21 protein-coding genes are annotated in these 24613 nt (G+C 70.5%); 9 read left to right on the top strand and 12 right to left on the bottom strand.

Going from position 1 to position 24613, the window contains the following annotated elements:
• Positions 1-20 precede the first annotated feature (20 nt).
• Positions 21-839, bottom strand: a complete 819-nt coding sequence (locus ACGFW6_RS01275) for an SAM-dependent methyltransferase (protein ID WP_393503170.1) — start codon at positions 837-839, stop codon at positions 21-23.
• A 300-nt stretch (positions 840-1139) separates the two neighbouring features.
• Here ACGFW6_RS01275 and ACGFW6_RS01270 point away from each other — a divergent pair, with 300 nt between their 5' ends.
• The 3 genes from ACGFW6_RS01270 (at position 1140) to ACGFW6_RS01260 (ending at position 3781) form a co-directional block, all read left to right on the top strand.
• The gene (locus ACGFW6_RS01270) at positions 1140-2648 is read left to right on the top strand and encodes a glycoside hydrolase family 43 protein (RefSeq protein ID WP_393503168.1); all 1509 of its coding nucleotides are present in this window, start codon (positions 1140-1142) and stop codon (positions 2646-2648) included.
• 126 nt (positions 2649-2774) lie between these two features.
• Complete coding sequence (locus ACGFW6_RS01265; protein WP_393503166.1) at positions 2775-3215, top strand: VOC family protein; 441 nt, start codon at positions 2775-2777, stop codon at positions 3213-3215.
• A 155-nt stretch (positions 3216-3370) separates the two neighbouring features.
• Positions 3371-3781: a nuclear transport factor 2 family protein gene (locus ACGFW6_RS01260; protein WP_393503164.1), complete on the top strand. Its 411-nt coding sequence runs from the start codon at positions 3371-3373 to the stop codon at positions 3779-3781.
• On the opposite strand, the gene ACGFW6_RS01255 is transcribed toward ACGFW6_RS01260, so the two are convergent.
• Positions 3760-4722, bottom strand: a complete 963-nt coding sequence (locus ACGFW6_RS01255; RefSeq protein WP_393503162.1) for a LysR family transcriptional regulator — start codon at positions 4720-4722, stop codon at positions 3760-3762. The two genes, ACGFW6_RS01260 and ACGFW6_RS01255, sit on opposite strands and share 22 nt — an antisense overlap.
• 109 nt (positions 4723-4831) lie before the next feature.
• On the opposite strand from ACGFW6_RS01255, the gene ACGFW6_RS01250 reads away from it, so the two are divergent.
• Both ACGFW6_RS01250 and ACGFW6_RS01245 read left to right on the top strand, forming a co-directional pair.
• The gene (locus tag ACGFW6_RS01250) at positions 4832-5749 is read left to right on the top strand and encodes an NAD(P)H-binding protein (protein ID WP_393503160.1); all 918 of its coding nucleotides are present in this window, start codon (positions 4832-4834) and stop codon (positions 5747-5749) included.
• Positions 5739-6104 carry a darcynin family protein gene (locus tag ACGFW6_RS01245; protein WP_393503159.1) on the top strand — a complete coding sequence of 122 codons (366 nt, stop codon included), beginning with the start codon at positions 5739-5741 and terminating at the stop codon, positions 6102-6104. The genes ACGFW6_RS01250 and ACGFW6_RS01245 overlap by 11 nt, the downstream gene beginning before the upstream one ends.
• Before the next feature lie 460 nt (positions 6105-6564).
• On the opposite strand, the gene ACGFW6_RS01240 is transcribed toward ACGFW6_RS01245, so the two are convergent.
• Positions 6565-7167 (bottom strand): CGNR zinc finger domain-containing protein, encoded by a 603-nt coding sequence (locus ACGFW6_RS01240; RefSeq protein WP_393503157.1) that lies wholly within the window; start codon positions 7165-7167, stop codon positions 6565-6567.
• Positions 7168-7234: 67 nt separating this feature from the next.
• Here ACGFW6_RS01240 and ACGFW6_RS01235 point away from each other — a divergent pair, with 67 nt between their 5' ends.
• Positions 7235-7624 carry a RidA family protein gene (locus ACGFW6_RS01235; RefSeq protein ID WP_393503155.1) on the top strand — a complete coding sequence of 130 codons (390 nt, stop codon included), beginning with the start codon at positions 7235-7237 and terminating at the stop codon, positions 7622-7624.
• 516 nt (positions 7625-8140) lie between these two features.
• On the opposite strand, the gene ACGFW6_RS01230 is transcribed toward ACGFW6_RS01235, so the two are convergent.
• From ACGFW6_RS01230 to ACGFW6_RS01210, 5 genes are read right to left on the bottom strand one after another with little or no spacing between them, the layout of a single operon-like run.
• A complete protein-coding gene (locus ACGFW6_RS01230) occupies positions 8141-10108 on the bottom strand; it encodes a hypothetical protein (RefSeq protein ID WP_393503154.1) in 1968 nt (655 codons plus the stop codon).
• Between the two features lie 32 nt (positions 10109-10140).
• Entirely contained in the window at positions 10141-12237 is a 2097-nt protein-coding gene (locus ACGFW6_RS01225) for a glycosyltransferase family 4 protein (RefSeq protein WP_393503152.1), read from the bottom strand.
• Positions 12234-13991: a stealth family protein gene (locus ACGFW6_RS01220; RefSeq protein ID WP_393505037.1), complete on the bottom strand. Its 1758-nt coding sequence runs from the start codon at positions 13989-13991 to the stop codon at positions 12234-12236. The genes ACGFW6_RS01225 and ACGFW6_RS01220 overlap by 4 nt, the downstream gene beginning before the upstream one ends.
• A 2-nt stretch (positions 13992-13993) precedes the next feature.
• Positions 13994-15610 (bottom strand): sugar phosphotransferase, encoded by a 1617-nt coding sequence (locus ACGFW6_RS01215; protein WP_393503150.1) that lies wholly within the window; start codon positions 15608-15610, stop codon positions 13994-13996.
• 15 nt (positions 15611-15625) lie between these two features.
• Positions 15626-17119 carry a stealth family protein gene (locus ACGFW6_RS01210; protein ID WP_393503148.1) on the bottom strand — a complete coding sequence of 498 codons (1494 nt, stop codon included), beginning with the start codon at positions 17117-17119 and terminating at the stop codon, positions 15626-15628.
• A gap of 411 nt (positions 17120-17530) precedes the next feature.
• Between ACGFW6_RS01210 and ACGFW6_RS01205 the strand changes: the two genes are divergently transcribed.
• Complete coding sequence (locus ACGFW6_RS01205; RefSeq protein ID WP_393503146.1) at positions 17531-18631, top strand: LCP family protein; 1101 nt, start codon at positions 17531-17533, stop codon at positions 18629-18631.
• 1 nt (position 18632) lies between these two features.
• Here the strand turns inward: ACGFW6_RS01205 and ACGFW6_RS01200 are convergent, their stop codons facing one another.
• The 3 genes from ACGFW6_RS01200 to ACGFW6_RS01190 form a co-directional block, all read right to left on the bottom strand.
• Positions 18633-19754 carry a hypothetical protein gene (locus ACGFW6_RS01200; protein ID WP_393503144.1) on the bottom strand — a complete coding sequence of 374 codons (1122 nt, stop codon included), beginning with the start codon at positions 19752-19754 and terminating at the stop codon, positions 18633-18635.
• A gap of 244 nt (positions 19755-19998) precedes the next feature.
• Complete coding sequence (locus tag ACGFW6_RS01195) at positions 19999-20148, bottom strand: hypothetical protein (protein WP_393503142.1); 150 nt, start codon at positions 20146-20148, stop codon at positions 19999-20001.
• A gap of 531 nt (positions 20149-20679) precedes the next feature.
• Positions 20680-21969, bottom strand: a complete 1290-nt coding sequence (locus tag ACGFW6_RS01190) for an IS4 family transposase (protein WP_393503140.1) — start codon at positions 21967-21969, stop codon at positions 20680-20682.
• 299 nt (positions 21970-22268) lie between these two features.
• Here ACGFW6_RS01190 and ACGFW6_RS01185 point away from each other — a divergent pair, with 299 nt between their 5' ends.
• Positions 22269-22799 carry a hypothetical protein gene (locus tag ACGFW6_RS01185; RefSeq protein ID WP_393503138.1) on the top strand — a complete coding sequence of 177 codons (531 nt, stop codon included), beginning with the start codon at positions 22269-22271 and terminating at the stop codon, positions 22797-22799.
• Between the two features lie 280 nt (positions 22800-23079).
• On the opposite strand, the gene ACGFW6_RS01180 is transcribed toward ACGFW6_RS01185, so the two are convergent.
• Positions 23080-24036, bottom strand: a complete 957-nt coding sequence (locus ACGFW6_RS01180; protein ID WP_393503136.1) for a helix-turn-helix transcriptional regulator — start codon at positions 24034-24036, stop codon at positions 23080-23082.
• A gap of 188 nt (positions 24037-24224) precedes the next feature.
• On the opposite strand from ACGFW6_RS01180, the gene ACGFW6_RS01175 reads away from it, so the two are divergent.
• Positions 24225-24548, top strand: a complete 324-nt coding sequence (locus ACGFW6_RS01175; protein WP_393503134.1) for an ANTAR domain-containing protein — start codon at positions 24225-24227, stop codon at positions 24546-24548.
• The last annotated feature ends 65 nt before the right edge of the window (positions 24549-24613 follow it).

Genomic DNA, 24613 nt, shown 5'->3' with positions numbered 1-24613 from the left:
TCCTCCCCGCCCGAAGACGATCAGGCCTTGAGCCCCACGCCACCGAACATGGCCACCTCGGCGGGCAGATCGGCCTCGCCGGCTTCCGGTCGCCAGCGGTTGCAGGACACGACGCCGGGCTGAAGGAGCTCGAGCCCGTCGAAGAACCGAGCCACGTCGGCCGGTGTGCGCTGGGTCAGCTTCGGCGTGCCGTGCTCGTTCCAGAACGCCACCGCGGCGTCCACGTCCGGCATGTCCGGCCGGGTGATCGTGTGCGAGAGCACCAGGTGACTTCCTGCGGGCAGTCGGTCCATCAGACGACGCACGATTCCGGACGCCTCGTCGTCGTCCTCGATGAAGATGACGACGCCGAGCAGCATCAGCGCCACGGGCTCCTTGAAGTCCAGGGTTCGCCCGGCCTGTTCCAGGATGGTGTCGACGTTGCGCAGATCCTCGTCGAGATAGTCGGTACGGCCCTCGGGCGTGCTGGTCAGCAGGGCTTCGGCGTGGGCCAGGACGATCGGGTCGTTGCCGACGTAGACGATGCGGGACTCCGGCGCGATGCGCTGAGCGACCTCGTGTGTGTTGTCGGCCGTGGGCAGCCCGGTACCGATGTCGAGGAACTGCCGTATCCCGCGCTCCCCGGCCAGGTACTGCACGGCGCGCCCGAGGAACTGCCGGTCGGCGAGGGCGTAGTCGCCGATGCCCGGGTGCAACGTGCGGATCTGATCTCCGGCAGCCTGGTCGACCTCGTAGTTGTCCTTGCCGCCCAGCCAGTAGTTCCAGATGCGGGCCGTGTGCGGCTGGTCGGTCTTGATTCGCTTGCGCGCCTCGTCCGAGGCGGCGGGAATCTCGGTCACGCGAAGTCCTCCAGGTCAGCCCGGTTCATGGGTCAAGGAGCAACCTAGCGGGACGAGTTGGGGAAGGCGACTTCGACCCGGGAGTGGTCGATCGAGGGGCACGCGTCGTCGGAGGGGGCGCGTCGGTTGAGGGGGCGCGTCCTCGCCGCCCTGCCGGGCCAGATCCGCTGACGGTTCGTGATGTCACCTTCCCCCGCCCCTCTTTACATCGATGTAATATCCGTGCTGCCATGGGCAACCGCCGCTTCACGCAACGCCGTCCGCAATCCGATGGACTTCGAGAGATGTGGGGAGTCGCCGATGCGCGCCCGTTCCGTCACCTCCCTGGTGACCGTCCTGTTCGCCCTGCTCGTGAGCCTGATCTGGATACCGCAGGCGACCGCCACCGCCCCTGAGCGTGCCACCGCCGACGACCGCACGGCATTCGCGGCACCGGCCACCGCAGCCGCAGCGGGAACCTTCCGTAATCCGCTCAACACCGGACCCGACCCGTTCATGACCTACGCGAACGGGGCCTATCACCTCACCACCACGCAGGGCGACAGCATCAAGATGTGGCGCTCCTCCTCACTGAGCACCCTGCTCGCGACCGACCCGATCACGGTGTGGAGAGACACCGACGCCACACGCAACCAGCACATCTGGGCAGCCGAGTTCTACCGCTTCAACAACCGCTGGTACATGTACTACACGGCCGATGACGGAGTGGACGACCACCACCGGCTGTACGTCCTCGAATCGCAGGCCGACGACCCGACGGGGCCTTACCACTTCAAGGCGAAACTCACCCCGCCCAACCACGCCGACGACTTCGCCATCGACCCCGGGATCCTCCAGCACAACGGCAGGCTCTACCTCGCCTACAGCGGCATCAACGCCTATCAGCACAACGGCCTGAACATCGCGCCGATGTCGAACCCGTACACCGTTTCCGGCAACGCCATCGCCCTCGACGGCGCCGGAGGCTGCCCCGAGGTGCGTGAGGGCCCCGAGTTCCTGTACCGCAACGGCCGCACGTGGATGACGTACTCGGCGTGCGACACCGGCAAGCCCGACTATCAGGTGTGGATGATGTCCCTGCCCAGCGGCGCCGACCCCCTGGTGCCCGGCAACTGGACCCAGCACAGCGGGCCCGTCTTCTCGCGCAACGACGCCCGGGGCGTGTTCGGCCCCGGCCACCACGCCTTCTTCCGTTCCCCCGACGGAACGGAGGACTGGATCATCTACCACGCCAAGACCACGTCCGTCTTCACCTACGACAACCGCACGACCCGGGCCCAGAAGATCGGCTGGCGTGCCGACGGCAGCCCCGACCTCGGCACCCCTCTCGCCCTGGGCGCCACACAGGACCTGCCTTCCGGCGACCCGGGCTCCGGCAACCACTGGATCAACGACGACGGCCGTTCCAGCGGCAACGGCACGGTGACGTACCAGGGCGCCTGGAACTCGGGCACCGGCTGCGCGGCGCAGTGCTTCTGGAGCGACGATCACTGGAGCGACCGCGCCGGCAACACCGCGACGTTCAGTTTCACCGGGACCCGGATCGCGCTGCTGTCCGTGAAGGACACAGGAAACGGCATCGCGGCCATCCGCATCGACGGCGGTGCCGAACAACGCGTCGACTTCCACGGAGCGATCCGCACCGGTGAGACGCTCCAGTACCTCAGCCCACGCCTGCCGTACGGCGCGCACACGCTACAGGTCCGCGTCACCGGGGAACGCAACTCCTCCTCCACGGCCGCGTTCGTGAGCGTGGACCGCGCCGAGGTCTACACCCATGAGGACGCCGCCCTCCGGCAGCCCGTGTGACCGCTCCGCGTCTGCCTGGAGAGGAGGCGGATTCAGCGTGTGAGGCGCCGTCAGAGCGGCCGCTGCGGCTGAGGTCGCTGCAGCCGCTACTGTGGCCGTGCGCCTGCGCTACGAAGGAGGGCCGGCATGGCGATCCATCGGTTGGACAACGTCCTCATCGTCGTCGACGACCTTGATGCTGTCATCGCGTTCTTCGTCGAACTCGGCATGGAGCTCGAGGGCAAGGGGCCACTCGAATGGCGCGGGGCGGAGCGCGTCATCGGGCTCGACGACGTCCGGCAGGACATCGCCATGCTGCGGGTCCCGGACGGCCACGGGAGAGTGGAGCTGGCGAAGTTCCACCGGCCGAAGGCCATCACCCCCGAGCCGAAGGACGCGCCGGCGAACACGCTCGGCCTCCGTCGCGTCATGTTCGCCGTCGACGACATCGAGGACGTCGTCGCCCGACTGCGGGCCCACGGTGCCGAACTCGTCGGCGAGATCGTGCAGTACGAGAACGTCTACCGGCTCTGCTACGTCCGTGGCCCCGAGGACATCGTCGTCGGACTCGCCGAGCAACTGGGCTGAGGGACCGCCATAAGGGCCCGTGCACTCCAGTACGGCAGCCCGGCCCGGCCCCGCTCGGCGGACTCGCGGCTTCCTCGCACCGTCGGCACGGCCGTGTTCGTGAACGAAGGCCCGATGGGCTCGCACCGCACCCCCGACCCGTAAGGACGACACACATGACGGCGGAGTCACCGGCCCAGACCGTGCAGCGCCTGTTCTCGCTGCTAGCCGAGGGGAAGAGCGCGGAGGCGGCGGCACTGTTCGCCGACTCGGTGTCGTTCTCCATTCCGCACCCTCCCGGCATTCCGTGGGTACCGGAGGTCGACTCGGCGCAGGGCATGCGGACGTTCTTCGAGCTGCTGCAGACCCATGTGCAGGCCAAGGAGTTCGACCTGCGCCAGATCATCACCGAAGGGGACGACGTGGTGCTCATCGGCCGCATGGTCTCCGAGGTCAGGAAGACGGGCCGGGACATCGACACCGCGTTCGCCCTCCACACCACGGTCCAGGACGGGCGGATCACCCGCTACCACCTCTACGAGGACACCTACGCCGTCGCCAAGGCCTACTTCGGCGCCGCGGGCTGAGCCTCCCCGACCGGACGCAGCACCCGGCGCACGGCGCCGCGCAGCCACTGGTGGGCCCCGTCGGCGCTGTGCCGAGGGTGCCAGGCCATGCCGATCGTCAGGGGTGGCAAGGGCAGCGGGATATCCAGCAGGCGCAGCCCCAACGCGTGCGCCGCGTCGCTGATCGGTGAAGGGGGCTCGCCCGGCAGCGACGTCGGCACCAGGCACACCACGTCACCGGCCGCGGCCAGAGCCATCGCCGCCAGATGTCCGGGCAGGACGGCGCCGACGTGCCGGCTGAGCCCCTCCTCGGCCAGGGCCGCGTCCAGTGGGCCGGCGAACCGACCCCGGCGGCTGACCACCACGTGCTCGGCCGCGGCCAGCCTGGCCGGCGTCAGCTTTCCTTCGGCGAGCGGGTGCCCGGCCCGGACACCGGCAGCCATCCGCAGCGTGACCAGTTCTTCGACCCGGGTCTCCGGATCCACGTGGTCGATGGACCCGATCTCCAGGTCGATCCGGCCCTCGCGCAGGGCGGGGCCCGCCTCCCACTCCTCGGCCAGCACCCGGAGCGACACCCCCGGTGCCCGGCGCCGGGCCAGCCCGAGCAGACCCGGCGCAAGCGCCGCGCCGACCAGGTCCGAGGCCTGGACGGTGAAGGTGCGCCGCAGCGCGGCGAGGTCGATCCCGCCGCTCGGGGTGAGCAGCGCCTCCAGCCGACGCACCACCGAGGCGGCCTCGTCCCGCAGCTCCTCAGCCCGGGGCGTGGGCACCATCGTCTGTCCGGCGCGTACCAGGAGCGGATCCTGCAGCACCCGGCGCAGCCGGGACAGGGTGCGGCTCATCGCCGCGGGGGAGGTGTGCAGCCGCGCGGCGGCACGGGTGACGCTCTGCTCGGTCAAAAGGGCGTCGAGGGCGACGGCGAGGTTGGCGTCGAGGTTCGGAAGTGGGCTGCTCACCGGCATTATTCCATTCCAGGCAATGATTGGATGCTCAAGTTCCCATTGTGGCAACGCGGTTCGGATTCGCACGATGAACGGGCTGTACCGATCCGACACAGACCGCGAGGTATTCATGATCGTCATTACCGCGCCCACCGGGAACATCGGCCGACGGCTGCTGTCCCTGCTGGTCGAGGCCGCTCCCGCGCACGGAGAGGAGGTGCGTGTCGTGGTCCGCGATCCCGCCCGGCTTCCCGAGGCCGTGCGCGGACGAGTCGAGGTGGTCACCGGTTCACACGGAGACGCCGCGACCGTGGAGCGCGCTTTCCGCGGGGCCGACGCCGTCTTCTGGCTGGTGCCACCGGACGCCTCGGTCACGCCCGACGAGGCGTACAGCGGGTTCACCCGCCCTGCCGCGCGGGCGTTCGCCGCCCACGGAGTCGGCCATGTCGTCGGCGTCTCGGCGCTCGGCCGCGGCACTGCGCAGGCCGCCCGGGCCGGGCTGGTCACCGCCTCCCTCGCCATGGACGACCTGATCGCCGACTCCGGCGTCGCCTACCGGGCCCTGGCCAACCCGTCCTTCTTCGAGAATCTGCTGGAGGAGGCCGACTCGATCCGTGACCACGGCCTCTTCACCGACACCGTCGCCGCGGACCGTCCGGCCCCGCTGGTGGCCGTGGCCGACATCGCCGCGGCGGCGGCCGGGCTTCTGTTGGACCGCTCCTGGAACGGAGTCGGCAGTGTCCCGGTGCTCGGCCCGCAGGACCTCTCGCCCAACGACCTGGCTCGCATCATGACCGCGGAACTGGGCCGCCCGGTCCGCTACGAGCGCCGGCCGCTCGACGAACTGCGCGCGACCCTGCTCGGCCACGGCCTCAACGAGGCGTTCGTCGAGGGCATGGTCGACATGAAGCGTGCCAAGGACGACGGCTTGGACGCGGGCGTCGAGCGCTCGCCGCAGTCACACCCGGCCACCGGATTCGCGCAGTGGTGCGCACAGACCCTCAAGCCCGCCGTCCTCGACACACCGGAGGCAGCCGATGTCCACTGACCGAACCGAGCCGCAGGTCACCGCGTTCATGCTGGTCAAGACCACGCCCGAGTGGCTGGCGATGACCGTGGCCGAACGTATCGAGGCCTTCACCACCCAGGTCATCCCGGTGATCGAGGCCCGCACCCGCGGGGTCCGCTCCCGCTTCTACGACACCGAGTTCTACTCGGCGCGCGTCACCGACGTCTGGGTCTGGGAGGCGGACGACCACGACGCCTACCGGCTGCTGATCGACGCGCTCCGCGAAACCCCCTTCTGGGACCGCTACTTCGACGTCGTGGACCTGCTCGTGGGCGTGGAGAACGGCTATGCCCGCACCTACGGCGTGGAGCCGGTCACCACCATCGCCACCTGACACTCCTCCCTGACCGGCCGGTGCCGCCGCCTCACGAAAGCACCGGCCGGCAGGCCGACGGACCCTCGTCGGCGCAGCGCTTCGACCACGCGAGGGGAAGTACACCCGACACCCGCGCCCTCACGGGCGACGCGGCGCCACGCGCCCTGGCCACCACGATGCACACCGCGTGGACGTCCTTCGCCGCGAAAGGGGACCCCGGATGGGACGAGTGGAGCGACGAGCGCCCGGTGATGACCTTCGGCGCGGGAGATTCGGACGTCGTATGGGCTCCGAGGGAGGAGGAGCGCCGTCTGTGGGGGCGAGCGTGGGTGGAGAGACGCGATCCCCGGCGGCTGACCACCACGTGCTCGGCCGCGGCCGGCCCGGCAGGCGTCGAGTGGCCCTCTGAACGCCAGGCCCGGCCGCTGGGTTTCGCTCCTTCATCTCCTGCACCATCGGCGGGAATCCGGAGGGTGTGTCAGGAATCCCCGGCCTGTCGGGCGCGGTGAGCCCGGAGCTTGTGGCGGTTGCCGCAGCGCTCCATCGCGCACCAGCGCCGGGCGCCCGGACGGGACGAGTCCACGAACACCAGGGGGCAGTTGTCGCCCGCGCACTCCCGGATACGCCCGGCGAGCGGACCGGACAGCAGCTCGATCATCTCCCGCGCCAGTGTTGACAGCGCGTGCGTGGCCCGTACCGGTGGCGCCCATCCCGTCGTCGTGCCGTCGGTGGCGAGTTCGGGAACCAGCGGCGCCGCGGCCGCGGCGCGATTGATGATCGCGACCGCCTCGCCCGGTAGGGGGCGACACGCCGCGCGGGCGTGCGCGGCGTCCCAGATCGCTTGACGCAGGGCTTTCGCCGCGGCCAGCTCGCGGGCCGTCACGGGCACGGTCATGACCGCGGCCGGCGGAGGCTGAGCCAGCCATTCACCCAGGTCGGCGGGCTCGTGGAGGGTCTCGAACACCGCGTACCGGCCTTCGCCGCCGGTGTGCGCGAAGTCCAGGCAGGTGGCTCCGGCGTCGAAATGGAACGACCCTCCCTTGGGGTCGTGCAACACCCGTCCGGTTGCGCTCGCTCGCATGACACCACTATAAGTGGTTACGAAGGTAACCTCCATAACCGGTTTCGTTCTCGAAGGAGGGCAGGACATGGGTGTGCGGCACATCAATCCCGACGGGCTGCATCGGAGCCCGGCGTTCAGTCAGGCCGTCGTGGTCGAACATCCGGCGAAGACGATCTACATCGGCGGGCAGAACGGTGTCGACGCCGACGGCAAGGTCGTCGGTCCCACGGTCGGGGAGCAGGCCAGGCAGGCGTTCCGGAACCTCGCGACGGTCCTGGAGAGCGAGGGGGCAGGCCTGGCGAACATCGTCCACTGGAACATCGCCGTCGTGGACGGCCACACGTTCGAAGAGGGCGTAGCCGCCTTCCAGGAAGTGTGGAACCGAGCCGACCCGCCGCCGGCCATCACCGTCCACGTCGTGGCCGGCCTGGGTCCCGGGTTCCTCGTGGAGATCGACGCCGTGGCCGTCGTGTGACCCCCTCCGCGGTTCGGCCGGGGCCCGTTGCGGCACCATCCGCAGCACGGACATCGTCAAGGCAGTCCTGGCCCGTAACGGCAGAGGCGTGGCCGAGGTCTGATGGCAGGCGGATTTTCGGGGTACCTGCGTCGACATGACACCGGGAACCGATCACGCGGAATCGACACGAGCCCTGCGGCAACTCCGCCGGATCCGTATTGCTTACGCCGGAGGTGCCGTCCTGTGGGCCGCTGCGGCGGTGCTGGCGGGGCGGGACGACCCCGGGAGCCGACAGATGTGGGTATCGCTGGTCCTGCTAGTGATCTTTACAGCTCTGTCGTTCATGACGTCACTGTGGTTGCGGCGTCAGCAGCGCGGCAGTTCGCAGGAGCCGGCCCACCATGCCGCCCAGCGAAGGATGACCTGGCATCGCCACGCCAAGGCTTGAGCGCTGAACCTGAGCCCACGTTCGGAGCGTGGGAAGAGGGCCTCCGCTTCGGCGGAGGCCCTCTGTCGTTCACCTGAGCGGGATCTCTACGGCCGCCACGGCCCCAGCGGGCTGCCCGCCGACGGTGACAGCTGGCGGCGGACGTGCAGTTCGCCGTCCGTGCCGACGACGGCCACGACAAGGGCGCCGGTCGCGTCGTACGCCATCGCCGGGGCCTGCGCGAACATCGCGCCGGACTCCTGCCAGTGGGTGCCGGAGACGTTCTTGTCCCGGTCGGGCAGGGACGTGACGAGGCGGCCGCGGTGGCCGCGATGGGCCAGGAACGCCTCGCGGGCGCCACGTTCGGGAGCCCACAACGCCGCCACCGCGCCCGTGCCGCCGTGACCGCCGAGCCCCGCACCCGAGCCGGGCCAGCGGCCGTCGGCGTGCTGGCGGTAGGCCATCACCTGCTGGGTGCCCGCCTCGCGGAAGTAGAGGCAGGTGCGGCCGTCGCCGGAGTCGACGGCGGTGATGCCGCCGGTCGCCGGCCGGCCCGTCTGCAGGGTGTCGTCCAGGAGGAACGGCCCGCCGGGCTCCGTCTGGTGCCAGCGCCAGACAGAGTTCTTGCCCGGCACATACAGCTCGACGGTTCCGCGTGAGGTGGCAAGGGCGGTTCCGGCGTCCTGGACGAAGCTGCCACCGAGGTCCTCCCAGGGCAGCCAGGTGCCGTCGGGCTCGCGACGCCTGCAGCTGATGCCCTGGTCGAAGTTGCGGATGAAGACATACAGCCGGCCGGCCGCGTCCACCGCCGCCGACGGCACGCCCGCCTCGCGCTGCCGGCGTCCGTCGCCGTGCGCCCAGTCCGGGTTCTGCAGGGTCTGCCAGCCGCTGAAGCCGTTCCCGCCCGGGTCCTGCACGGTGTGCACGACATCGACGGTGGCCCCGCCGCCGACGACGTTCTGGCGGCGCAGCCCGATCAGTTCGGCCGGGCCGCCGGGCAGGCCGGTGACGGCGAGCGTGGGGGCGATCCAGCCGTCACCGAGCGCGAAGGGGCCCTTCCACTCGCCGCTCGCGGGACCGGTCTCCGTCCAGAAGGCGAGCCGCCCGGCCAGTACACCGAAGGCGTTGAGCCGTCCGCCCGGCCCGAGCCGCAGCCAGTGTGTGGTCGGCGAGTAGCGGTACGCGGCGCTCATCATGTGCGTACTGCGGTACGGGTCGGGCCCCAACTGGCGGTCGCCACAGGTCCGGCAGGTGCCGTGCGGGCAGACGGAGGGGGCGTCGAGGCCGCCGTAGGTGGCCAGGTACTCGGCCTTCTCCGTGATCGCGGCCGAGTCGAGGTTGTAGCCCCAGAAACGGTTGGCGTAGGCGCGGTAGTGCTCGACGACCGGGTTGTGGCCGGCCTCCCGGTGCCGGGCGAGAGCGGCGAGCGCGAACTGGGTGGTGGTCGTGTGGTCGACATGGTCGGAGCAGACGAACTCCGCGCGGCCGCCGTCGTGTTCGGGATCGGGGTCCATGGTGCGCACCGTGGTGGGCCGGACATGTCCGAGGAGGGCGGTCAGGGCGTCGATCACCTGGTCGCGGGTGATGTGCTGGACCTCGCCGACGGTGCAGCCGTGCACGGGCAGCGTGGCCTGCGTGCGCAGGGCGCCCTCCCACAGGTCGTGCAGCCGGGTCCGGACGCCGCGCTCGGTGGGCGCCCCCATGTGCAACTGGAGGAAGTAAAGAGACACGTCGTGGTGGCCGGCAAGGGTGAACCGCTCCGCGGCGAACCCGGGGACGAGGTCGACGGGTTCGCGCCGCCAGGGGTGGTCGCGGTCGCCGGTGGCCATACGGGCGTACGCGGAGCGCAGCCCGCAGCCGCGCTCGGTGCTGTAGCGGGCGAAGTCCGGTGCGACGGCGGCGCGCTGGGGCTCGGCGGTGTCCACGTTGACGCCGTCGCCCTCGCCCGCGGTGACGATCACCGTGGTGATGCGGTCGCCGTCCTGCAGGGAACGCACCAGATCGGGGTTCATGAAGTACAGGTCGTCGTCCTGGTGGGCGACGATGTGCAGGATGGAGCGGGTGGACTCGGTCATCGGCCCTCCTCGGCCGTCGGGGTGGGCAGCGCTCATCGGTCGACCACGTTCATGGCCATGGCGCCCGAGGCGGAGCAGTAGGGCCGCACCCACACCGGGCGGGCCGGATGGACCACGGCGTAGGGCGAGACCTCGTCTCCGGTCAGCGGGACGGAGGGGTGGACATAGGCGCCCTTGACGTCGGGGAAGTCCTCGAGGAGATGGCAGACGCGCACCTTGCGCCGGTCGAACGGGTCGGGCTGGAGCCACCAGTCCCAGTCCTCCCAGCGCTCGAGGCGGTGGTCGACGACGTGCCGCAGGGGTGCCTCGGCGCGGAACGCCTGCCGGCCGAGGACCTCGACGGGCACGGAGAAGGTACGGGCGTGGCGGCCGCGGCGGCTGACGATGAACAGCGCACCGGGCTCGATACGGCCCCCGCCGGTCAGCACGCCCCGCACGGTGATGGCGCCGTCGGCCGACTCGACGTGCGTGCACTCGGCGTGTTCCTCGCGTACGACGGTGCGCAGCATCAGCCGGCCGTTGGGCTGGGCGTAGGGCAGGTTCCAGCCGATCGGGCCGGCCGGGGGGCGGGCGATCAGCCGGGCGCGGGCGTCGATGAGGGCGCGGGTGTCGCGGACACCGGCCTTCATATGGACGGGGGCGGACTTGGGGGCGCTCATGGTCACCTGCCAGCGTCCGTCGCCGAGTTCGTCGAGGGCGGAGGGGGCGACGACGGCCGTGTAGCGGGTGCCGCCGTGGTCCAGGTCCTTGCGGGTGGTGCGCAGGGGCAGGTCGGGCCGGCGGTCGCCGTCCGCGGGCTTGTGGCGCAGCACGAACTGCCAGCGGCGTCGGCCCTCTTCGGGTCCGTCGGCCGACAGCCGCAGCCAGCCGGCGTCGTCGGCGACGACGTCCACGGTGGCCGCGCCGAGCGAGACAGGCGGAACGGTGAGCCGGACCGGGCCGCTCCTGCGGGCCCCCGCCGGGGCGCGGTAGCCGCGCTGGGCGGCGCTGCGGCGCCGGGCGGCGTCCTCGAACAGGTCCACGTAGCGAACGGCGACAGCCGCGGGGTCGTAGCGGGTGGCGTTGCGCAGGGCGGCGGCGCCCATGGTGCGGCGCAGTGGTTCGTCGGCCATGAGACGCCGCAGGCCCCAGGCGATGCCCTCGACCTCACCGTTGGGCACGAGGAAGCCGTCCTCGCCGTCGCGCAGGATCTCGCGCGGGCCGACGGGACAGTCGGTGGAGACGACGGGCAGTCCGCAGCGCATCGCCTCGACCAGGGTCATGCCGAAGGACTCCGCGCTGGAGGTGACCGCCGCGATGGATCCCTTGGCCCACTCCGACTCGATGGGAGAGAAGCCGCCCATGAGCAGTGCCCGTCCGGTCAGGCCGAGTTCGGTGACCAGGGCGCGCAGCTTGCCGGCCTCCCCGCCGTCGCCGTAGATGCGCAGCTGCCAGTCGGGGAACTCGTCGGCCAGGTGGCCGAAGGCGCGGATCAGGAGGTCGTAGCGCTTGATCTCGTGCATGCGGCCGGCGCTGACGACGATCTTGCGTGAGCAGTCGGAGGGGGCGACGGCCGGCTCGGGCACGCTGTTGGGGATGCCGACGACGGGGATGCCCGGGATCGGCGTGTTCTCGCTGAAGGAACGGGCGTCGGCGTCGGTGACCGTGGTGATCGCGTCGAGGCGCGGATAGACCCGGGCCATCTCCTCGCGCACCGCGAGCGGGATCGCCAGGTGGGTCATGTGTTCCTGGGCGACGCGCAGGGCGCCGTCGCGGGTGTGGGCGGCGACGAAGAGATTGAGGCTGGGGCGGGTGCCGACGACCACGTCGGCGGTGGTCCGCTGAAGGTCGCGGATGATGCGGACGTCGGTGAAGCGGCTGTACTGGGCGTAGAACTCCTCCTGGCGCGGCACGACTTCGCTGGGTTCGTCGCTGCCCGCGGCTTCCTTGTCGGTGGAGCCGGGGCGCAGGTCGACCAGGGCGCGGACGGTGACACGCGGCGAGATCTCGAACTTGGTGGCGGTGGCCCGCCGGAACACGGAGACGATCTCCACGTCGTGGTGGACGGACAGCGCCTCGGCGAGGTTGATGACCGTGCGGTTCGTGCCGCCGATGCCGTAGATGTTGTTGATCAGGAAGGAGATCTTCACCGGACCTCGCCCTCTTTGCGCTCGAAGGGACTGGGCACCGGGTAGTAGGCGCGCAGGAACGTGCTGAGCATCCGTGTCTGGCGCTCCACGTCGTGGCCGTCGGAGAGCGTGTCGTTGATGCAGAACGCCTGCCGGTCGCGGCGGGCCAGCAGGATGCCCAGCCGGCGCTGGATCTCGGGCTTGGCGAGGTCGAGGTAGGCGAAGGTGATGTCCGAGGGCACGGCGCGTCCGGTGAAGTAGGCGTAGTAGTGGTACAGCGAGGACGGGATGGAGATGTCGCTCGCGCTGCGGAAGCGGCTGTGCGAGGTCGCGCGGTGCTCCCCGGCGAACTCGCGCTCTATCTCCGCGAGCACGCTGCGCCGCAGGGGGTAGGGGGCGTGCCGCAGCTTCTGCACGATGGCGGTGCCGAAGTGGTCCTGGAGCAGGCGGCGATTGTTCTTGCCGGCCGCGTCGACCGGGCGGTCCACGGGGGTCAGGTCCCAGCGGGGCACCTGGGACGGGGAGAAGAAGGTGCGGGTCATGCCGTTGGACAGGAAGAAGTCCTGCGGGGTGACGGGGCTGCCCAGGAACATGTCGTCGTTGAAGTAGAGGAAGTGCTCCGACAGGCCCTTGATGTGGTGCAGCCGGCTCTCGATGGCGTGCGAGTTGAAGGTGGGCAGCGCCGCCGGGTCCTCGAAGATCTCCGAGTGGTCCACGACCGTGATGCGGTGGTGGCCGTCGTTGAGCCACGACGGGCGCTGACGGTCCGTCACCAGGAAGACATGGCGTACCCAGGGGGCGTTCTGCTCCAACGCCCGCAGGGAGTAGCGCAGTTCGTCGCGGCTGATGTAGCGGGCCGCGTTCGCGGACTCGGTGTGGTAGCCGTTCTCGCCGTACGCGCCGCGCCGCCGCTGCCACGCGGGGTCGCTGCCGTCGACCCAGGTGTACACGACGTCGACGGGGAAGCGCACGTCCTCGGGGAGCGGGTCGGCGCAGGGCCGGATGGTGCGCACCGAGCGGGTGCGGCGGGTGTGGAGGGCGGAGAAGCCGGTGAGCCGGCTGATGGGCACGGTGACGCGGGGTTCGTCGAGGGCGACGTCCTCGGTGACCCGGTTGGGGCGCGGCGCGTGCAGCCGGCCGTCCTCGGGCCGCCAGAACTCGATGTCGCAGCCGTACTCCAGACCGAGTACCAGGGATCCGGCCGGGTCGCTCCACACCATGCCGACACGGAGCACATCCGCCTGCCGGGTCAGCTGCCGGCCGGCCCGCGACCCGGCCAGCACGGCGCGGCCCTGCGCGGACTCGCCCCGGCAGGCCCGCAGATAGACGGGCCCGCGCTCGGCGACCCGCGCCAGGACCCGGCTGATCTGGTCCCGGTCGGCCTCGGCGACGGCGATGCAGGAGCGGAAGTCGCAGGCGCCCCGTACGGCGAAGTGGTCGACGCCGATCTCCTCCAGGGCGGTGACGACGAGTTCGAGGTTGGCCTCGCGCAGGCCGAGCGGCGAGACCGTCGGCCGTACCAGTGCGATCCGCGAGCCGTGCCCGGAGAGGGCGGCGAGCCGCTGCCCCGCGCCGAACAAATGCGGCCAGCGGCGGCGGGCCCGGGCGCCGCGCACCATACGGGCGCCGAGATTCAGCGTGTGCAGGCGGCGCAGCAGCTGCTTGAGCACCATGCGCAGGCGTAGCGGTACGCGGCGCGCGATGCGGCGTCTGAGGCCGACCGGCACCAGGGTGCGGTAGGCGCCGACCGCTGCGGAGGCCTCGGGATTGCCCATGCTCACGGCCGGTTGTCCGCCTTGTCGGTGTGGTGGTCGCCCTCGAAGACGCTCGGGACGGGGAAGTAGCGGTGCAGGAAGTCCAGTACGGCCTTGGTGCCGCCGCGGGCACGGGCCTCGTCGGTGCCGAGGCCGAACAGCTGGAGCTGCCGGATGTCCCGGCGCACCAGGAGCCGCTCCAGGTGATTGCCGATGCCGGGCAGCGCGGCGTGCAGCGCCACGAAGGCCTCACCGGAGGGGTCGGCCAGTCCGGCGGTGTGGCCGAAGTGGTGCACCACGCCGTCCAGTGGCTGTGTGCCGGGGGCGGTGGGTGCGAGCTGCGCGTCTCCGAGCGGCAGCGGCGCGACACCGGTCCCGGCGAGCCGGGTGAGCGTCTCGGCGCGGTGCGGCTGAGGGCCGTGCGCATAGCCGTGGGCGGTGACGCGCCCGGTGGCCGTGTACGCGGTACGGGTCCACGGCGCGAAGGACTCCTGGGCGTTCCACGGACCGCGCCGGGGGCGAGTGGCGCCGTTCGGCGTGAAGTAGTCGAAGGGGCGGGACGGCCGGCCGAGCAGAGCGCCGGGGCGCAGCAGCAGGAAGTGGTCGGCGAGGTCGGGCAGTTGGTGCAGGTACCACTCGGAGCCGGGTGGGGCGGGGACGACGGTGAGCCGGTCGTCGGCCGTCAGCCAGGCCGGTGGCTCGGCCTCCGCGACCACGTGGACGACGTCCACCCACGGCGCGTACTGGTGCAGGGAGCGCAGCGCGGCCCGCAGGAGCGCCTCGCCCCACGGCGTGCGGTGCTGCCACAGCAGCACGGCGTCGACCGGGAAGGTGATCTCCTCCAGGCGCAGGACGTCGAAGTCCTCCAGCGTGACCGTCGGCTCCAGGTCGCCGTCGATGTCGCAGTAGCCGGACAGCCGGTCCAGGCCGATCTCGATGCCGGGGGCGTCGCTGGGCACCGCGCGCTGCACCCGGTTCGGGCGCGGTCCGATCAGCCGCTCGGTGGGCAGGTCGGTGTTGGTGGTCCAGAACTCGATCTCGATGCCCTGTTCCTCACCGACCCAGAGGTTCTCGGTGGGCTCGGTGCGCAGCCAGGTCAGCCGGATCACCTTGGCTTTCCCATAGTGCTTCCACGCCTTGACATGGCTGCCGGGCAGCGCGCCCGTGTCGTCGCGGGCGGGCGAGACGGAGACGACGTAGCCGGTGTGCTCCTCCAGCAACGCGCGCAGCACGCGGCGGACGGCGCCCTTGTCCTGCTGGTCGACGGCCAGGCAGACGCGCCGGTCGTCGAGTGCGGGCACGGCGAACCAGGGGATCTCGGCCGCGTCCAGGGCCTGGGTGACCAGGTCGTGGTCGAGCCGCCTGGCCAGATCGGCGGTGAGGCCGGTGTGCACATGGCCGACTCTGCCGTCGGGTGTCTGGGTACGGCGCTCCGAGTGGCCGAGGCCCGCCTTGCGCACCCTGCGCAGGGCGCGCCGGTGCAGCCGGGCCTCGCGGCGGCTGAGGGTGCGCGCGAGGCCCCGCTTGACCTTGCGCCTCACGCCCGCCGGGACGGTGGTCGCGGCGGCGGAGCGCACGGGCTGGGGGACGAGGCGTTTGTAGACGTTGACCGCGGAGCTCATGGACGTCGGGTCCGACACGTCATGAACTCCGTTTCATCGCTCGTGAGGGCTGGGGGTGGGGAAGTAGGCGTTGAGGAAGCCGTCGAGGAGTTCCTGTTGCGCCTCGATGTCCTCGGGTGTGGAGAACGCGTCGTTGAGGCAGAAGGAGTCCTGGTCGCGGCCGTCGAGCAGCCGTTGCAGCCGGTCCGCCAGGTCCGGTACCGCCAGCTGCAGGTAGGTGAAGGGCATCGATCCCGGTTGTGCCCGGCCGGTCAGTGCCGCGTAATAGAGCGCGAAGGACGACGTGGGCGACAGGTCGGTCATGGCCCGGAAGCGGCTGCCCGCCGTACGGGCCCAGGCTTCGGGGAAGTCCCGCTCGGCCTCGTCCATCGCGCTGCGGCGCAGGGCGTACGGGATGTGCTCCATGGGCTGGGTGATCACTCTGCCAAAACGTTTCAGCAACAGGGCGCGATTGTTCTTGCACGCCGCGTCGACCGGCGTGTCGGTCTCCATGACCGGGCCCTGCGGGATGCGGTTGCGCGAGGGGAAGTAGCGGGCCGTGCCGCTGGGGGTGAAGAAGGCCTGCGGGGCCACCGGACGGCCCATGAACATGTCGTCGTTGAAGTACAGGAAGTGCTCCGCGAGACCCTCGATGTGGTGCAGCTGCGACTCGATCGCGTGGGAGTTGAACACCGGCAGCACCGAGTGGTCGCGGAAGATCTCGCGGTGGGTGGCGATGCGCAGCCCGGGCACGTCCTCGCGCAGCCAGTCCGGCACCTGGTCGTCGGTGACGATGTAGACATTGCGGATCCAGGGCGCGAACAGGTGCAGCGAGCGCACCGAGTAGCGCAGTTCGTCCCGGCTGATGAAGCGGGCGTCGCTCGCGGACTCGGCGTGGTAGACCTCGCCCTTCGCCATGGCCTTGCGCTGCTTCCAGGCCGGGTCGTTGCCGTCGACCCAGGTGTAGACGGCGTCGACCGGGAAGGCGATGTCGTCCGCGCAGTTCACCAGGAACTCGGGACGGGTGGGCAGCGCCGGCGCGACATGCGCGGGTGTCCAGTCGGAGACGAACCGGCTGAACAGCCGGGCGGCGCCGAGGACATTCGGGCCGTCGGCGGCGACGGCCCAGGCGGCCCGGTTGGCGCGCGGCGCGACGAGGTGGGTGTCGTGGCGCTGCCAGAACTCGATCGCGCAGCCGTACTCGTGCCCGAGCAGCAGGTGGCGGCCCGGGTCGGTGCGGTACCAGCTGATCTGAAGGATGCGTGCGGTGGCGACGTCCCGCCATGCCTTGGCGTCCCGGGAGGAGACGGGTTTGGCCGGCCGGGGCGCGTCGGGGTCGATCACGCTCAGGTGTCCCGGGTACTGACTCAGCCCTCGGAACACCACGCCCAGCACCCGCTCCCGGTCCTCCTCGGCGACCGCGACGACCGTGCCGTGGTCGGCGGTGCCGCGGACGGCGAAGTGCGGGACGCCGGCCGAGTCGAGCAGAGCGGTCAGGGCGGAGCGGTTGGCCTCGCGGGCGGAGAGCGGGGTCAGGCCGGGTTCCACGTAGACGTCCGCGTGCTCGGCGGTGACCGTGGTGGGCGCGGTCCGATCCGCGGAATGTCGCGCGGCGCCGCCTGATGCTCTCCGGCCGGCGGCCACACCCCGCATCCCGCCGACAGCACGATCCGATACGGCCGTCACGCCCCTCGCCCCCCACGGGCTGACGCACGCACCAGCACAGCCACTCCACCGCCCATTTAATTTTGAACTCAACCTTCACAGGACCGGCACATCATCAGCAAGCGCATACCGGCCTGTCAACGGCATTCAGGAATGACGGATGACACATACAACCATTAACGCCTAATGAACGTCTGATGACCGGTGGACGACTGTCCATCACCGCAGACAGGCCCGGCTTCTCCCCCCACTCGTGCCGCGTGCCACCTGTTCGACGAGAGAGGACCGACGCACATGACGCACGCCCTGACGGAGCGGGGCCCCGGGGAATCCCGGCGCGCACCGTCGCGCCGACGGGCCAGGCCACCCCGGCGGCGCCGTCGGGTCTGGCGGTGGATCGCCCTGAGTCTCGTCCTGCTGGTCCTCGCCGCCGGGGGCGTCGGCTACTGGCTCTACAGCGACCTGAACGGCAACCTCAAGGGCGTCGACCTGGAGAAGGCGATCGGCGACGACCGCCCCGAGAAGCTGCCCACGTCGGGACAGAATCTGCTGGTCCTGGGTTCGGACTCGCGCTCCGGCGCCAACGCCTCGCTGAACACGGGCCAGGTCTCCGGGGCACGCTCCGACACCGCACTGGTGATCCACATACCCGAGGGCCGCAGCAAGGCGGTCGCCGTGAGCATTCCGCGCGACACGCTGGTGACGCGCCCCGAGTGCACGGCGAAGGACGGTTCGGCGCTCCCGTCGGCGAAGCGGGTGATGTTCAACTCGGTCTACTCCCTTGCCGGTCCGGCCTGTGTCGTGAAGACGGTCGAGCAGATGTCGGGGGTCCGGATGGACCACTTCATGGAGATCGACTTCGCGGGCTTCAAGGGACTGGTGGACGCGATCGGCGGAGTGAGCGTGACCGTCGACCAGGACATCCACGACAAGGCCAGCGGCCTGGACCTGACGGCCGGCACCCACCGGCTCGACGGCACGCAGGCGCTACAGTTCGTGCGCACGCGGCACGGCGTCGGGGACGGGAGCGACCTCGGTCGCATCGGACTCCAGCAGCAGTTCATGATCGCCCTGCTGAGCGAGATCAAGCAGCAGGACCTGCTCGGCAGTCCCACCAAGACCTTCAGGATCGCCGACAGCCTCACCGAGTCCCTCACCACCGACTCGGGCCTCGCCTCCCTCACCGCGCTCGCCGAGTTCGCCCGCAGCATGAACGGCATCGACCCCGCCACCATGGAGACGATCATGCTCCCGGTGCGGTACGACACCCAGGACCCGAACCGCGTGGTCGCGGCCGAGCCGCAGGCGGGCCGACTGTGGCAGGCCCTGCGCGAGGACCGGGCGATCCCCGAGTCGGCGAAGAAGTCACCGGCGACGGGTGGTTCGACGTCCTGACTCAGACCCGGACCGACGGGGCCAGGGACAGACCCTGGCCCCTCGCCTGGCGGGCTATGTGCAGCGCACCGTCCTGGTCGACCGTGGCCAGGACGACGCGGGCGTGCGCGTCCAGGGCCAGGGCGGGGGCGCCGATGGAGTGCTCGCCGGTGGGGGACCACCACAGGCCCGCCTGTTCGTTCTCCGTGCCGCAGACGGCCAGCGCGATCTGGCCGTCGAGGCCGCGAAAGGCCAGCACGGTGCAGTCGTAACCGTCGAGTGCCGCTCGCAGCAGCGCCGGGGGCTCGGCGGCCGGGGCGCCCCCGAGCGGGATCAGCCAGCCGCCCGGTCGGTGGGCGACCAGCTGGCCCGTGCCCTGGTCGGTCCAGTAGTACGTCGCCCGGTCCGGCGCCGTCTCCAGAGCCGCGGCCGACCCCGGCGTCACCTGCAATGCGATGTTCGGCTCCTGCCGAAACGTTCCGTCCGCTTCGGCCTGCCGCCACCACATGGCGTCCTGCCCGCCGCCCGCCAGTACCTCGATGCGCCCGGAGGCATGGGCCACGGCGGCGAGCCCGTCCTGCACCCCGCTGCCCTTGAGGTCCTCCCAGGCCTCCCACTTCCCGGTCGGCCCCTCCCGGCGCAGCATCAGCCCGCGACCGGCGTTGCGCACGAGGACATGCACACGCCCCGACGCGCTCACCGCCGCCACCGGCACCCCGAACCGGGCCGCCTTCTCCCGGTCCTTGTGCGGATTGCCCAGCGACCGCCACTCGGTGACCGGACGGCCCGTCTGGTACTGGATGGCGTGCACGATGTCCACGGCGGGTGGCCCATCGCCCTTGCGCACCTCGCGTCGTCCCACGAAGTGGACGTAGGTGTCCGCCCCCTGGGTCACCGAGAGATGGGTCAGGTCCGGCACCTGGATGAGCTCGGGCCCCGTCCAGTCCGGGCCGCCCGGCCGGGTCTCGGTCCAGCGAAGCAGCCCGCCGCCGGCGCGGGCGTACGCGGTCAGCCGGCCGTCCTTGCCCAGCACCAGCCAGTGGCCGGCCGCGGTCGACTGCGCCGCGTGCCGCACGGACCCCTGGGTGATGACGACGCGGTCGGCCGCTCTGCGTCGGGCGCCGCGCCCCGATCCGGTCCGCATGACGTGGCCCGCCCCTTCTCTGCCGCCCGGCGTGGCTGACCTGCCGCTTCCCGAGCACCTGTCGCACGGGGAAGCCGAGCGGGCCCCATCATAGGTCGAACGCTCAACGAACACGGTGTGACGGTTACGTGTACGCCCGGCATGCGCCCTGCCACGCTTCCAGCACCGGTACCGGCCGGGATGCCGCCACGTCGATGTCGCACTCCGCCGGCAAGGGCAACACCTTCACCGGTCGAAGGGCGGTTCAGCAGGTTTCGTGGTCCTTGACCACGTACAAGATCACTGCCGCCTCCGTCGGGAGGGTGCCGGCCTCGGGCTCCTGGCTGCACACGGTCAGGTTGCGGTCGAAGACCTGCACGGTTCTGGCCGCTGGCGTCCTGGTCGTCGAGGACATGGAACCCGGGGGCCTGCGCGGCCCAATGCAGTTGCCTTAACGTCCCGGCCTCATGGCGCCGCGTGCAGTCGAGAGAATGACGGCATGACCATCTTCCGCTGTGCCAACTGTCAGCAGCCCGTGACCAGCGAAGTGGTGTCGGGGGAACCAGTGAGGGGTCCCGAGCGGCCGCCGGGCCACGAGGTCGCTCCGCCGCGGATGGCTCTGGGGACCTTCAAGACCAACTTCGATGGCAGCCTTCTGTCAGTGGTTGCTGCGGGCTCGCGGGCCAAGACGGGCCCAACCTCGTCTGCGGCGGATGCGGCGTTGAGGTGGCGACGAAAGAGTCCGATTGCTGGACCGACAACCTTGTGGCACTGATTGCCGCCGCAGTGACTGATGGGCGTATGACAGACGCTGGCATCTAGGGCGAGGTCCGGGCTTGCGTTCCCTTGAGCACCGGCCTCCCGGCCCGGCGGTTGCTCTTTGGTTTCGAAGTCTGGTTGTGCGCCCAGCGACCGGGCTGGACCTTGCCGCGTCTGGCGCGAGTCCTCAACACAGGCCAGCGGTTCGGCTTCTTGATCGCGCGTGGGGCAGTCCCGGCCGCGCCGGGTGTGGAGGAGGCGTGCACGTGCCTCCCGCCCGGCCTCGGCGACCGAACGGGTGAGCTTGGGGGGGCGCTCCGAGCTGGGCCGGGATGCTGCGGCGGATGATGCGGACGCACTTCAGGTAGGAGACACGGTCGGCGTCCACCGTCGGGCGGGCGAGCGCGGCCGTGTGGGCGAACTGGCGGATGGCGTGGTGGACCGCGGGGTAGGCCCACAGTTCCTGCCGGACACCGTCCGGGGTCCGCGACCTGATTGGCCCGCCGGGGCCGAGGTTGTTCTTGATCTCGTCGAAGGCGAGCTCGATCTCCCAGCGTTCCCGGTAGAGCGCGACCAGCTCGTCGGCCGGGTACTGCTCGGGGTCCAGCAGCGTTGTGCCCAGGTGGACGACCTTGTCGCCCTTGGCGAAGGTGATGACGCGGTAGATCACGTGCTTGGGCAGCATCCGGCCTTCCCGCGCGGCTCGGAGTCGGACGTCCTTTCCCGGTCGGGCCATCGACAGGTACGAACCGTCGGGAAGTTCTTCCTGGGCGGTGCCGAGGTGGTTGGACTGGAGCCTGACCAGCAGATCCGAGCCCGCCGCGGTGAAGACGTGAGCGAACTGGACCGACCAGTAGCCGCGGTCGGCGATGACCAGGTCGCCGGGGCCGGTGGAGCCGGCCAGCGGGTAGGCGAGACTGCGTTCTCCGTCGCGGTAGCCGCCGAGGCGGGCATCGAGGACTCCGTGCGTTCCGATCTCGACGAGGACCACCGCCCTGACCTGGGGGAATCCGAAGGGGACGCCGCCGGTGGTGGAGGGGCCGTCGAAGGTGTCGCCGTTGCTCGTCGAATCCGGGAGATCGAACTGGGTGCCGTCCAGGGCAAGGAGCCGCAGTTCTCGCCACCATGCGCCGGGCGTGTCCGGGGTGGCGAGCGGGTCGGCCACCTGTCGGAACATGGTCTCCAGCACGTCCTCGCCGAGGCGGGCGCGGGCCCGGCACAACGACGACCGGTTCACCCGCGCGAGGGCCCGGCTGCCCGGGATGCCGCTGGTCAGCACCCGCAGCACCTCCTCGTACGACTCCCGAGCGAACAGGCACAGGGCCAGGACGAAGTACACGACCAGCCGCGCCGGAAGGAGGCGGCAGCGCCGCTCGCCCCGGTCGTGCTTGGCTATCGCCGCGTCGACCAGCTCGGCGGTGAACACCTTCGTCAGGATCCCGATCCGCACCCGCTGGCCCGCATCCCACCCCGTCACACGCGGGGCAACGATCCCCGCGACTCAAAGGCAACTGCATTGGCCTGCGCGGCCTCCTCCTTGGCGGCCTGGAGGTCCTGGCCGTCGAGTTCCGGTTGCCCCGGCGGCCTCCCGTGCTCGGAAGCCTCGGTGATCACGTCACGGCCGTGTGCCGAGCCGTCTTCCGCCCCGAAGCGCCTGTGCGCTCCTGGCCGACGAATGGATCCAGCGAGGTCATCAGACGTGGTCAGGCGGCCTGAGGCCGTCCCTCCAAAGTGCCGGCGAGGCAGAAGCAGTACGGGCAAACTGTCGCGGTGAGGATGAACGAGACCTTCGCTACAACAGTCGCTGCAGTAGTGCCAGTTGTTCTGCTGGTGGCTGTAGTCGAGATGTCCAATCGCAGACAGGTGCTCCGCGCTTGGTACGCCAGGGCGGGTGAACACCAGAGGCGAATCGATGCGCTGTACGCCGATGGGCAAACGGTCAGTGGGGAGCAGTTGGAGGCTGCGGAGGAATCCCTACTCAGTTCCTCATCTGCTCCGCTGAGGGATCTGTGGCCCCTGCTTTACGTACTTTCCGCCGCGGCGGTCGGCACGCTGTTGCTCCTGGCGGAGGCTGTCGCGCTCGTGTGGCTCGCCACCCCTGGATCCGGCAATGCGCCCGGTCTGGCCGTCTTTTGCCTGGCGGCCACCCTCATCGGCTTCGGGTGGGTCACTTTCGCGCCGCTGCTTGCTTCCGTGGTGTCTTCTGCCTCTGATTTCTGGGTCGTGACGAAGGGGCTTGGACGGCAGCTACGGTTCGTGCGCGAGCTATCCGCGCATCGACGTCAGCAGCAGCGCCAGGAGGAGTAGGTCTGATCAGCCTCGTGGGCGTCAGCTTTCGTCCTCCTCGATGGCGGTCTCAAGTTCCTTGGAAAACCAGCCCCAGCTGCCCGCCATCGTGTCTACGGTGCGCATGCGAGTGCTGTGCATGGGAGCGGTGTGCCCACGTATGTGGGGGCGACATTGTTCGCCGGCGGTTCGTCGTGCCCGGAGAAGCCATGGCAGCGACCGAGTACAACGCCCGCGACGTGGAGTTCGACGTTGAACCGGCGGAGTTCATGGAGGCCGGCCGCAGCGCTGAGCGTCGCTCTCAGCCGCGCAGGGTGCGGGACGGGCTGGTGCCGTACATGTCCCGGTAGAGAGCGGAGAAGCGCCCGGGATGCGGGAAGCCCCAGCGGGCGGCGATGGCGCCGACGGTGGAGTCGTCGCCCGGCCGCGCCGCCAGCAGATCGCGGTGGGCGTGGGCGAGGCGGACCCGGCGCACATAGCCGAGGGGCGTGGTGTCGAGCCGGCGGCGGAACGCGTACTGCAGCGTCCGGACCGTGACATGGGTGGCGGCCGCGATGTCGGCGACGGTGATGGGCTGGTCCGCGTGGTCCTCGATGTAGGCGATGGCGCGTCTGAGGGTCGCCGAGTGGGCGTCGGCACGGTCCCGTGCCGTGGGATCGGTGGTCGCGTTGTTGGGGAACGCGGCGAGGACGCTCGCGGCCAGCAGTTGGCTTCCGGCCGAGACGACCAGCGGCTCGGCCGCGGCGGTCTCGTCCCCCAGGACATGGTCCCGCACATAGATGATCGTGCGCTTCAGCCGCTCGGCCGCGGCCGGTGAGTGGGGCCGGTGCCCGGTGAGCCGGACGGGCTCCAGAAGCGGCTTTCCCGCGCTGGAGGCGACGTGGTCGAGCAGTCCGGGATCGAGCATGGTGATGTTGTAGCGGGCTTCGCAGATCCGCCCCGCGTACGGCAGGTCGTGGGGCGCGAACATCACGACGTCGCCGGGACCGAAGGCGTCCCGGACGCCCTTGAAGGCATGGTCCTGGATGGTGCCCTCGTGGACGACGCACAGGCAGATCCTGCCGAGCGGGGCGACCGAGTACGTCATCTCGAAGTTCAGGTCCAGCTCGTCCACGCTCACGGACGGCCCGGCATCCCGCCGTACCCGCGCCCTGCTGGCCTCCGGCGTGCTGCTGCCGATCCGCATCCTGGCGTAGGCGCGGCAGAGGAACTCCTCGGTCTCTTCGAGGTTGTCACTGTCGAAGGTCAACGAACCCATGAGGCCCTCCTGCCAGGAATCACGCTCACGAAACCGGTCCGGTCACGGATGCTACTCAGTTCCGAAGCATCGCATTTCGTTTTCTGGACAGCCCGCCCGGTGACGATTCGTTTGCGGCACCCTCGCGGGCGCCGATCGAGGGCAGCGTGTCAGTAACGGCACGACTGACTTTCGGAGAGCGTTTCGCCATGTCGGACCAGGTGGACAGCGACCAGACGATCGCGGCACTCCAGGAGGAGATCGCGCAGCTTCAGCACGCCGTCCTCTCGCACGCGATCGTCGACCAGGCGATCGGTGTGGTGATCGCGTACGGCGGTGTGCGCCCGGAGACGGCCTGGGTCGTCCTCAAAGAGGTGTCGCAGAACACCAACACGAAACTGCGGGAAGTGTCGGAGCACATCGTGCGGTGGCCACGCACCGGACGGCTCCCCGACGAACTGCGACACGCCCTCACCACGGCGGTGACCCGCGCGTCCTCGGCCCGCGGCTCCGAACCGACAGCGGCCCCTTGACCGCCACCCCTACAGGCACAGCGGTACGTGCGGGTCATCGCCCCAGTCGGCCCGGTGGTTATATC

Source organism: Streptomyces sp. Y7 (assembly GCF_043195415.1).
GTDB lineage: Bacteria > Actinomycetota > Actinomycetes > Streptomycetales > Streptomycetaceae > Streptomyces.
This window is presented reverse-complemented; position numbering and strand designations above follow the sequence as displayed.